The sequence below is a fragment of the Bacteroidales bacterium genome (genome assembly GCA_018334875.1).
Classification (GTDB): domain Bacteria; phylum Bacteroidota; class Bacteroidia; order Bacteroidales; family UBA12077; genus JAGXLC01.
Genome location: JAGXLC010000009.1, coordinates 25,705 through 35,695 on the forward strand (window position 1 = coordinate 25,705; position 9,991 = coordinate 35,695).

Sequence of the window (9,991 nt, forward strand, 5' to 3'; positions counted from 1 at the left end):
TGTCAATGTTTTGAATTACATAAGTGATAAACAAATGAGAATATTACATACATTAATATTATAATGGGTATACTCATTGCCTGCAATGATACCAATAAAATAACAGAAATTCCAATAAATAAATATTGAAATTGATTATCAGTCCATCTCACATTTCGAAATTTAAGAGAAATCATTTTTATTTCCGATACCATAAGGATGGAAAACAAAATGGCAAATCCATCCCAGAAAAAAATGGTATTCATTACCTCATAAAAAATCTGTATTTCAGTGGTTTGGAATAAGTATACAGCAGAAGCAAAAAAAAGTGCCATTGCCGGAGTTGGCAAACCAATAAAGTGTGCTTTCTGCCGGGTATCAATATTGAATTTTGCCAGCCTCAATCCTGCAAAAATACTCAATATAAAAGGGAGAAAAATGAGAATTCCAAAATTCCAGCTCAGTGATGAAAGCGGATGGGATCCCAAAGAAGATGAAAACATTAACAAAACATTAATAAAAACTAAAAACGCAGGGGCAACTCCGAAGCTTACCATATCAGCCAGGGAATCAAGCTGAGTCCCAATCCGGGAATGGGCTTTTAACAGATTGGCAGCCAAACCATCTAAAAAGTCCATTATGGCTGCTAAAAAGATAAATATTGCAGCAATCCCGAAATGGTGATGCGAAGCCCAGGCAATAGACAAACACCCGAACAAAAGGTTAAGTAAAGTAATAATATTTGGTATATGATTCCGTAGGTTTCTTAGCCTGTAAAACATTTAGCAATATTTTGCACAAAAATAAGTTAAATTAAGTAGTTTCGTAAACCAAATATAAAGATATTCTGAGATGTACAAGTATTTGGTCTTGTTTTTTACAGCATTACAGCCATTTTTCTGTACAGCCCAAACCGCCAAATACAGTAATGAATTCTTATCGCTGGGCATAGGTGCAAAAGCCTTTGGAATGGCCAATGCAACGGTGGCACATATCGATGATGTAACTTCAGGATATTGGAATCCTGCAGGATTATCCAGACTCAGCAACAATTATGAGTTGGGTGCAATGCATGCAGAGTACTTTACGGGAATAGCCAAATATGACTATCTGGGAGGTGCCATGAGGATTGACTCAACCCAACACATAGGAGCATCAGTGCTGCGTTTTGGTGTGGACAACATACCCAATACTACAGAACTTATAGATAATCAGGGAAACATAGATTATGACAGAATCAGCTATTTTTCGGCTGCCGATTATGCTTTGATCTTCTCCTATTCCCGGAATACACCTGTTAAAAATCTCTATTACGGAGGCAACGCCAAGATAATCCATCGCAATGTAGGAAGTTTTGCTTCGGCCTGGGGATTCGGATTCGATGTAGGTATGCAATACAGGATGAACAAATGGCAGTTCGGTGGAATGATACGTGATGTGACAACCACTTTCAATGCCTGGACTTACAACGAAGAAGAATTGGAAATAGAAGTCAAAGACAGTACCTTTAATTTTGCACCGGAGAACAATATTGAACTCACGTTACCTAAAGTAACACTGGGAACAGCCTACCATATCTCAGTTGCCCGAAATATTGAAGCTTTGTTTGAGTTAAACCTGAACGTGCTTTCCGATGGAAGAAGGCATTCACTGATCACTTCAAAAATATTCAGCGCGGACCCACGCCTGGGTGCAGAATTCAATTACAGCCAGTTAATATATTTGCGTATGGGAATAGGCAATATTCAAAAAACAGAAGGAATAAACGGAAAGCAGACCCTCAATTATCAGCCCAATATTGGAGTGGGCATACACTATGAAAACATTGCCCTTGATTATTCCCTTACCGATCTGGGGGATCAGTCGATAGCCCTGTATTCAAACATTTTCTCATTGAGGTATTCATTTGACGGAGAAAAAAATAATGGATCCCAGTAAACCGATCATCCTGAATTTTCATCGAGATATTATTATCTTTGCAAACAATATAAGGATATGAATGTATGAAAATCGCAGTAGATTTTGACGGGACAATAGTAGAAAACAAGTATCCTAAAATTGGTAAAACAAAATTGTTTGCTTTTGAGACGCTTTCGGAGTTACAGAAACATGGTCATCTTCTGATACTCTGGACTTATCGTTCCGGGGAAAAACTGGACGAGGCGGTTAACTTTTGCAGAGATAATGGAATTGAATTTTATGCCGTAAACAAAAACTATCCGGAAGAAAAATTCAATGAAAACATCAGTCGTAAAATTGCTGCGGATATCTTCATAGATGACAGAAATCTCGGTGGCTTTCCCGGCTGGAGTGAAGTCTGGAAAATGATGAATCCTGGAATATATAAAACGAAACACCAGAATGCCGGCAAAACCTGGTACTCCATCTTGAAAAGGATTTTTGGTTAGCAATCAACTATTCAATAACATTCAAAATAAGACCTATGATAAAATATCTGATATTATCATTCTCATTATTAATGGTTCAATCCTGTTCCGATAAAAAAAGCAGGGAGGAAGATAAAACAAATGGGTCCATTTCACGAGAGTCAAAAGAAGAGAATTACCAGAAAGTTTCCACACTTAACTTTCATAAGAAAAAAGATAATTATGTAATTGGGGATCGGGTTCAATTTGACCTTTCTATTCCTGATTCACTCACCGCAGATTCCGTGAAAACCTACTCCAATTCCAAACTTCAAAAAACCATTACCGGAAAACAGGATGTAATTGATATTCCAACCTCAAATCTTCCGGTAGGAAATAACACATTTAAAGTGGAAGCCTTTCTCAGTAATGGAAAAAAGGAATCGCATTACGAATCTTTGAAATTTCTCTCGGATATTCAACCCAAGCAATTGACAGTACAAATAATGGAAACTTATCCCCACGATCCCAATGCATATACCCAGGGGCTTTTCTATGAAAAAGGTTTTTTATATGAAGGTACAGGAAAAAGAGGCAGATCATCACTGAGGAAAGTTGAACTGGAAACCGGAGAATTGACCAATAGTCATGCATTACCCAATGAATATTTCGGGGAGGGCATATCACCCATCAATGGTAAAATCATTCAGCTTACCTGGACTTCAAAAACAGGATTTGTATATGATAAAGAAAATCTCAAGCTGCTCAATAAGGTAAAATATCCCACCCAAGGTTGGGGTTTAACAACAGACGGGGAAAAGCTGATCATGAGCGATGGTACTGCCACAATATATTTTCTTGATCCCGATTACTTTAACGAACTAAGCCGGATAAAAGTGTATAATCACGAAGGACCTGTTAAAAACCTTAATGAGCTTGAATACATTAACGGCAAAGTCTATGCAAATATCTGGCAGGAATCCTATATCATCAGCTTTGATCCCGAAACCGGCAAAGTATTGGAAAAAATCGACTGCAGCAAGCTGGTACCTGAGCAGTATAAAAACGATAAGGATAATGTGCTGAATGGAATCGCCTATGATCAGGAAAATCAAAGGATTTTTCTTACAGGGAAACGCTGGAGTCAGGTTTACCACGTTGAAATTATAAATCCTTCAAATTCTTAAATACTGGTCATGCCCACTTCAAAAGAAATTTCCCGTCAGTTCAACTTTCGGGCAATCAACTGAATAACTTCAGCCTCTCCTTTGTGGTAGTATCCTTCATTGAGACCCCGCCGTTTTTCCTTATAATGAACCAATTCCAGTGATTTAAGATCTTCGGCTAACTCCTGGCCATTGTACAAAAGGGCTAGATTTTTCGGACCACCGGTATTGTAAAGGATCTGTTTACGACTAAAAGCCTCTATGAGAAAATACCCTCCAGGTCTAAGAAATTTAATCAGTTTGCGGTGCATTTGCTGCCTTGTTTCCGGGGGCAGATGAAGAAAAATCAGTGCCACTGCATCAAAATTCCGGTTTGTCTGAAAATCCTCTATGGATGAAATATGATACTCAATGCGGACACCATATTCGGCTGCCAGTTGCATGGCTTTTGCTTTGGCTTTACTGCTAAAATCAAACGCAGTCACATTCCATTTCTTCAAGGCAGCATAAACTGCATTCCTTCCCTCACCTTCGGCAGGTAAAAGTAAATCCCCTGGTGGGGTATTGTCTATAAAATCTTTAAATAAAGCATTTGGAGCTTTGCCATATACAAACTCCCTGGTATCATATCTTTCATCCCAAAACTCTTCCATGAAAAATTCCCTGTTAATATTTGCCTAACCCGAATTATTCTTGAATAATTCTGACGCTATTGAAAAACCTGGCTTTTTGCTTCAATAAATTTCGCAAAAAGCCGGTTTTTCTAATGCGGGGTTGCCTGCATCCACCACACAAACCATCCCGCCTTCACAAACTTCACTCCATTCGTTTGTGAATGATGCAGGCTAAAACGATCATTTTATGCTCTAATGTTAATACAATTTTCTCATAAAAACAAAATATTTAAAAACTTTTCCTGAGCTGGTAATTCGTAGTAAAGCCTGTACCTGCAAGCGGTAAAAAAAATTTCCTGAAAGGCTGCACCTTGCCGATTATAAAGGGTTACAGATAATCCAGAGCTTCGATCTCCCGGCTTACAAAAGGAGCTATAGCGCGGTGATAAATCCCCTGCACATAAGCAATAGCCATTCCATAATTGGTAACCGGCACCCCCGCTTCTATAGCCGGTTTTATTCTATTTATCAACTGCTTACGGGTAATCATACAACCGCCACATTGCACTACCAAAGCATACTCCCGAATGTCTCTGGGTAAATCATTCAATCCGGATACTACCTCAAATTCCAGATTTTTACCGGTGAAATTGGTAATCCAGCGTGGAATTTTCACTCTTCCAATATCATCACAGGAAACATGGTGCGTACAGGATTCTAACAATAAAACCCGATCCCCCTCTTTTAACTCCGCTATTTTTGGTGTGCCCTTCAAATAATTCTCAAAATCTCCCTTGAAACGGGCAAGAACAATACTAAAGCTGGTCAAGGGAACATCATGCGGAACTGAAGAATCTGCCCTGGTAAACATCTGGCTGTCGGTTATGGCCAATTTCGGCTTAATACCTGTACGTTTAAGAAACGCATCAACCTCCCGCTCCTTAAGGATTATACTGACTGCATCATTATCCAGAACATCCCGTATGGTCTGCACCTGAGGTAAAATTAATCGTCCGGCCGGGGCTTCTATATCAATGGGAGTAATTAGAAGCACAATATCTCCATAACTTAGCAAATCCCCTATAAGAGATGGGATTTTAAAAGCCGAGTCAGGGATGGTTTTCTTGATGGTTTGAATAATGACATCGGAATTATAACCATTTAAAATACTGTAATCCATCACCTCACAATTGTATTCTTCCCGGATTTGTTTTTTCAATCCGGGGTCTAAAGGTTCCAAATCCGACTTATTATGGACAATAAAAAAAGGCGTATAATTTTTATGGAATTCCTCAATTACTTTTTGCTCAAAATCACCAAAAAGGTTGTGGGTTATAACCAAAATTCCCAGATCAATTGTCTTAATGGATGAGCGGGTTTTGGATTTTCTCTTCTCACCCAATTCACCGGTATCATCAATACCTGCGGTATCAACAAGAACCACCGGTCCGAATCCCGTAATCTCAAATGATTTCTTTACCGGATCGGTGGTGGTACCGGCATAATCAGAAACAATGGCAATATCCTGATTTGCGAGCTGATTGATCAATGAACTTTTGCCATTATTTCGTCTCCCATATATCCCAAGATGCGGCTTCGATTCTTTTCCTCTGGCCATCATGATATCATTCTTTTTCGAATTCTGTAACCAATTTGAATTAAAGCATCAACCTTCCAACAGATCATTGATTCTGAATCCCATTTTCAGTAAATTATCCGAAGAAAGCAAGGTTTTAAGCTTTTCCTTTTCAATATATTGAAAGTGGTCATTGGCATCCAATATATTGATATTTTTTTCTTTCATTAAACGGGCTAAATCCGCCGCCTTGTTGTATCCAATATAAGGACTTAAGGCCGTAGCTATTGACGGGCTCTGATACAACCGTTCAAGGGCAACTTGTGTATTAACGGTTAATCGTTCTATCATATTATCTTTCAGGGTTTGATTGATTCCCTTCAGTAACTTCAGACTTTCAATAATGGCATGACCAATTAAGGGGGTATGAGGATTCAGTTCAAGGTTTCCCTGACCTGCCAGGGAAGAAACCAGGTTGTCGTTTGCATATATTTTATGTACAGCGCCAATCACAAATTCAGGTATCACCGGATTTACTTTCCCCGGCATAATAGAGCTCCCCACCTGCCGCCTGGGTAGTTCCACTTCATGGTTTTTTACCAGATCAGAGGCCAGCAATCGTAAATCTGATACCATCTTTTCCAGATTTACCGCATGAGCCTTTAACGTGGCATGTACTTCAACAAAGGAATCCAGATTGGAGGTGGCATCCGCCATATTCTCACTTCTTGAAAGGGGCAACCCGGTAAGGTGCCGAAGCACAGGAACAACCTCCATAATAAAGAAAGTGGGTACGGTAATACCCGTACCTATGGCACTTCCTCCAAGGTTAACCACTTTTATGCGTTCGGAGCATTTGGAAACACGCCACCAATCTCTTGACAGTGCTTCATTGTATGTACTGAATAACTTCCCGTAAGAAGAAGGCACAGCTTGCTGCATTTGAGTATAACCGATTCTTAAATCATGCCTATGTTTGTTCTCCAGATGCTCCAAGTTTTTTCTGAGATCGTTAATGCTTTCCTCGAGATTTTCAAGCAAACGCATTACAGCAACTTTTAAAGCCGTCGGTACCACATCGTTTGTCGACTGGTAAACATTTGCATTTTCGATGGGATCTATGTACCGGTAATCGCCGGGCCTGCCACCCAATTTCTGAAGGGCGGCATTGGCAATAATTTCATTTATGTTCATATTGATGCTTGTTCCGGCACCTCCCTGCACGGCTGGTACAATAAAGTGATCCATATATTTTCCCTCACTTATTTCCTCAGCACTTTTAATCAGAACCTCCATAACTTCCTCGTCTATAAATCTTAAAGGAATCTCAGCATGAGGATATTTATAATTCACCGCTCTCCTGAACTTCTGATAAGTCTGATAACATGCAAGTTTGGTTACGCCCATAGCGCGATACCACTCCTCCTGAAAGGATGTCCGGTCAGGAAAATTTTCATTGGCTCTCATTGAATGTATGCCATATAAGGCGTTTTCAGGAATCTCCTTCTTGCCTATATAATCTTCCTCAATCCGCATAATCTGTCTATTATCATTGAAACTGTGAATTTTCTCAAAATTATAATTTTTTGTAACAAATCAATATTTTATGAAGAAACATCAATCGGCGGCAGTCTGTTTTATTATGCCAAAATATATACAAAGACTAAAAAAGATGCAGGAAGAATTCAGAATCACAAAACCATATTCACTAAAAGACATTAAACTTGATGGCATTGTTGAAACAAATGCTTATTTTAGCCCGTAAAAATAATTATGCTTGAATTCATTAAAGGGCAAATTAATGAGGTAACCCCGGCCTATGTAGTAGTTGAGATCATGAACACCGGTTATTTTGTAAACATTTCCCTAAATACCTATTCTCAAATTTCAGAAAACAAAGATTGTACTTTATTTATCCATGAAATAGTCAGGGAAGATGCCTATGTGCTTTATGGATTTGCTGACAAAAAGGAGCGGGAAATCTTCAGAAACCTGCTTTCTGTATCCGGGGTAGGTGCCAACACGGCTTGCATGATGCTTTCTTCATTATCACCCGGCGAACTTCAAAATGCAATAGTCAATGGAGAAGTAAACACTTTAAAAACCATCAAGGGAATCGGCGCTAAGTCCGCCCAAAGGATTATTGTGGATCTAAAAGATAAGCTGGAAAAAGAAGGTTTCGAAGAACAAATTGTCAGAAGTAAGGACAATACAATTAAGGAAGAAGCGTTATCTGCTTTAGTAACTTTGGGGTTCCCCCGTAAAAATGTGGAACAAGTTCTTGAAACACTTACACATAAAGAACCCGGATTAAATGTAGAGGATTTGGTAAAAAAAGCGTTAAAAAAACTATAGTAACCCCATTCATCATCCTTGAATTTTACGCGAGCTAAAATATATAAGCTGTTGATATTATTATTTTTGTGGGCCTTGGGATTGTCATCAGAAGCTCACATTAATTTTTTAGTACAGCAAACACCCGATAGCCTAGCCCTTCAGGATACCATAGAACTCCCCTTTAACTTTGAAGATGAAGAAGCGTACCCTTATATGGAAGATGAGGAAGAATCGCCGTTATTTTTAGATAACCCGGAAAATGTAAAATCCTCATACGAATACGACCCTGAAAACGATGAATATATCCTCAGAAAAAAAATAGGGGAATTTGATTACCGCCCTCCTGCCCACCTGGGCCGGGAAGAATACTGGGATATCAGATTTGAACAAATGTTAAGGGATTTCTGGCGGCAGAAAGCCAGCGGAGCCGAAGCCACAGGTGACGAGGGTTTACTACCCCAACTCAAACTGGGAGGAGAAACATTCAGCAGAATTTTCGGAAGCAATACCATCGACATTGTTCCTCAGGGATCGGCGGAGTTGATTTTCGGGGTCAACATAAATAATGTGGAAGACCCCAAACTTTCCGAAAAACTAAGAAGAAACACTACCTTTGATTTCGAGGAAAAGATACAGATGAATGTAACCGGTTCCATTGGGGATAAAATCCAATTAGGCATCAATTACGACACAGAAGCAACCTTTGACTTTGAAAATCAAACAAAACTGGAATATTCCGGAGGAGAGGATGAAATCCTTCAGGACATAGAAGCGGGAAATGTCTCAATGCCATTGCCTGGTTCATTAATTACCGGAAGTCAAAGTCTTTTCGGGTTAAAGACCAGAATGCGCTTTGGTAATCTGGAAATGACCACTGTCTTTTCTCAGCAAAAAGGTCAGAGTAAAGTAATTCAGGTACGAGGGGGGGCACAAACCCGGGATTTCGAAATAGATGCCGATGAATATGACCAAAACCGGCACTTTTTCCTTTCTCATTATTTTCGGGAAAACTACAACAAAGCATTAAACAAATTACCTGTTATTCAATCAAATATAGACATAACCAGGGTTGAAGTTTGGATTACCAATAAAAGAAGCAACTTTGAAAACTCAAGAAACATTATAGCCCTTATGGACCTTGGTGAGGGGCAAATCAACGGGAATACAGATCATATTTTTGCATCGGATCAGCTTATTAATGTCATTAACGAGCAGCCTTCCGACAATCAAGCCAATAACCTATATCAAAAATTAAACTCTGCTGCGATGCAGGGAATTAGAGATATTAATAATACCGCCAGCATTCTGCAGCAATGGGATCAATATGACTTTCGTTCAGGGCAGGATTATGTAAAACTGGAAAACGCCAGAAAACTGGATCCTAATGAATATACCGTCAATGAAAAACTGGGCTACATTTCGCTGAAATCGCAGCTACGCAATGATGAAGTGCTGGCTGTGGCCTTTGAATATATCAAGGGGGGTGAAAAATACCAGGTGGGCGAATTTTCAAACGAAGGCATTACTGCCCCAAATGCACTTATGGTAAAATTGCTGAAAGGAACGGCATTTACCCCAAAATTTCCAACCTGGAAGCTCATGATGAAAAATATTTATTCAATTGATGCTTACCAGGTAAATAAGGAGGGATTTGAGCTAAATGTTCTTTATCAGGATGACAAAACGGGAAACGAAATCAATTACCTCCCTGAAGGGAAAGTAAGGGATCAAATGTTATTACGGCTTTTAAACCTGGACAATGTGAATTCCCAGAACGATGCCAACCCCGACGGCATGTTCGACTTCATCCCCGGCATCACCATCAACCAATCCGAGGGTAAGATCATCTTTCCGGTGGTTGAGCCTTTTGGGGCCTATCTAAGAAAACAGATCGGAAACAACTCAGTGGCCGAAAAATATGTATTTGAGGAATTATATGATTCTACGCTCACC

Annotated in this window: 10 protein-coding genes; 6 read left to right on the forward strand and 4 right to left on the reverse strand. The window is 39.4% G+C overall.

Going from position 1 to position 9,991, the window contains the following annotated elements:
* Positions 1 to 2: 2 nt before the first annotated feature.
* Positions 3 to 761, reverse strand: a complete 759-nt coding sequence (locus tag KGY70_01685) for a CDP-alcohol phosphatidyltransferase family protein (protein ID MBS3773876.1) — start codon at positions 759 to 761, stop codon at positions 3 to 5.
* A gap of 70 nt (positions 762 to 831) precedes the next feature.
* Between KGY70_01685 and KGY70_01690 the strand changes: the two genes are divergently transcribed.
* From KGY70_01690 to KGY70_01700, 3 genes are all read left to right on the forward strand, one after another.
* Positions 832 to 1,917 (forward strand): PorV/PorQ family protein, encoded by a 1,086-nt coding sequence (locus KGY70_01690; protein ID MBS3773877.1) that lies wholly within the window; start codon positions 832 to 834, stop codon positions 1,915 to 1,917.
* Between the two features lie 65 nt (positions 1,918 to 1,982).
* Positions 1,983 to 2,387 carry a hypothetical protein gene (locus KGY70_01695; GenBank protein ID MBS3773878.1) on the forward strand — a complete coding sequence of 135 codons (405 nt, stop codon included), beginning with the start codon at positions 1,983 to 1,985 and terminating at the stop codon, positions 2,385 to 2,387.
* Positions 2,388 to 2,422: 35 nt separating this feature from the next.
* Entirely contained in the window at positions 2,423 to 3,532 is a 1,110-nt protein-coding gene (locus KGY70_01700; protein ID MBS3773879.1) for a glutaminyl-peptide cyclotransferase, read from the forward strand.
* Between the two features lie 35 nt (positions 3,533 to 3,567).
* On the opposite strand, the gene KGY70_01705 is transcribed toward KGY70_01700, so the two are convergent.
* The 3 genes from KGY70_01705 to KGY70_01715 form a co-directional block, all read right to left on the reverse strand.
* Positions 3,568 to 4,164 carry a class I SAM-dependent methyltransferase gene (locus KGY70_01705; GenBank protein MBS3773880.1) on the reverse strand — a complete coding sequence of 199 codons (597 nt, stop codon included), beginning with the start codon at positions 4,162 to 4,164 and terminating at the stop codon, positions 3,568 to 3,570.
* A gap of 349 nt (positions 4,165 to 4,513) precedes the next feature.
* The gene (gene hydF / locus KGY70_01710; protein ID MBS3773881.1) at positions 4,514 to 5,743 is read right to left on the reverse strand and encodes a [FeFe] hydrogenase H-cluster maturation GTPase HydF; all 1,230 of its coding nucleotides are present in this window, start codon (positions 5,741 to 5,743) and stop codon (positions 4,514 to 4,516) included.
* A gap of 48 nt (positions 5,744 to 5,791) precedes the next feature.
* On the reverse strand, positions 5,792 to 7,237 hold the full coding sequence (locus KGY70_01715; protein MBS3773882.1) for a hypothetical protein: 1,446 nt from the start codon (positions 7,235 to 7,237) through the stop codon (positions 5,792 to 5,794).
* A gap of 70 nt (positions 7,238 to 7,307) precedes the next feature.
* Here KGY70_01715 and KGY70_01720 point away from each other — a divergent pair, with 70 nt between their 5' ends.
* The 3 genes from KGY70_01720 to sprA form a co-directional block, all read left to right on the forward strand.
* The gene (locus tag KGY70_01720; GenBank protein MBS3773883.1) at positions 7,308 to 7,466 is read left to right on the forward strand and encodes a hypothetical protein; all 159 of its coding nucleotides are present in this window, start codon (positions 7,308 to 7,310) and stop codon (positions 7,464 to 7,466) included.
* A gap of 8 nt (positions 7,467 to 7,474) precedes the next feature.
* On the forward strand, positions 7,475 to 8,056 hold the full coding sequence (gene ruvA, locus KGY70_01725; GenBank protein MBS3773884.1) for a Holliday junction branch migration protein RuvA: 582 nt from the start codon (positions 7,475 to 7,477) through the stop codon (positions 8,054 to 8,056).
* A 51-nt stretch (positions 8,057 to 8,107) separates the two neighbouring features.
* On the forward strand, positions 8,108 to 9,991 hold a 1,884-nt coding region (gene sprA / locus KGY70_01730), incomplete at its 3' end, for a cell surface protein SprA (protein MBS3773885.1).

What these genes read in the sequence shown, in the direction of transcription:
- ruvA (MBS3773884.1), top strand. Translation starts at nt 7,475, where the DNA reads ATGCTTGAATTCATTAAAGGGCAAATTAATGAGGTAACCCCGGCCTAT.
- KGY70_01720 (MBS3773883.1), top strand. Translation starts at nt 7,308, where the DNA reads ATGAAGAAACATCAATCGGCGGCAGTCTGTTTTATTATGCCAAAATAT.
- KGY70_01715 (MBS3773882.1), bottom strand. Translation starts at nt 7,237, where the DNA reads ATGCGGATTGAGGAAGATTATATAGGCAAGAAGGAGATTCCTGAAAAC.
- KGY70_01690 (MBS3773877.1), top strand. Translation starts at nt 832, where the DNA reads ATGTACAAGTATTTGGTCTTGTTTTTTACAGCATTACAGCCATTTTTC.
- KGY70_01705 (MBS3773880.1), bottom strand. Translation starts at nt 4,164, where the DNA reads ATGGAAGAGTTTTGGGATGAAAGATATGATACCAGGGAGTTTGTATAT.
- KGY70_01685 (MBS3773876.1), bottom strand. Translation starts at nt 761, where the DNA reads ATGTTTTACAGGCTAAGAAACCTACGGAATCATATACCAAATATTATT.
- KGY70_01700 (MBS3773879.1), top strand. Translation starts at nt 2,423, where the DNA reads ATGATAAAATATCTGATATTATCATTCTCATTATTAATGGTTCAATCC.
- hydF (MBS3773881.1), bottom strand. Translation starts at nt 5,743, where the DNA reads ATGGCCAGAGGAAAAGAATCGAAGCCGCATCTTGGGATATATGGGAGA.
- KGY70_01695 (MBS3773878.1), top strand. Translation starts at nt 1,983, where the DNA reads ATGAAAATCGCAGTAGATTTTGACGGGACAATAGTAGAAAACAAGTAT.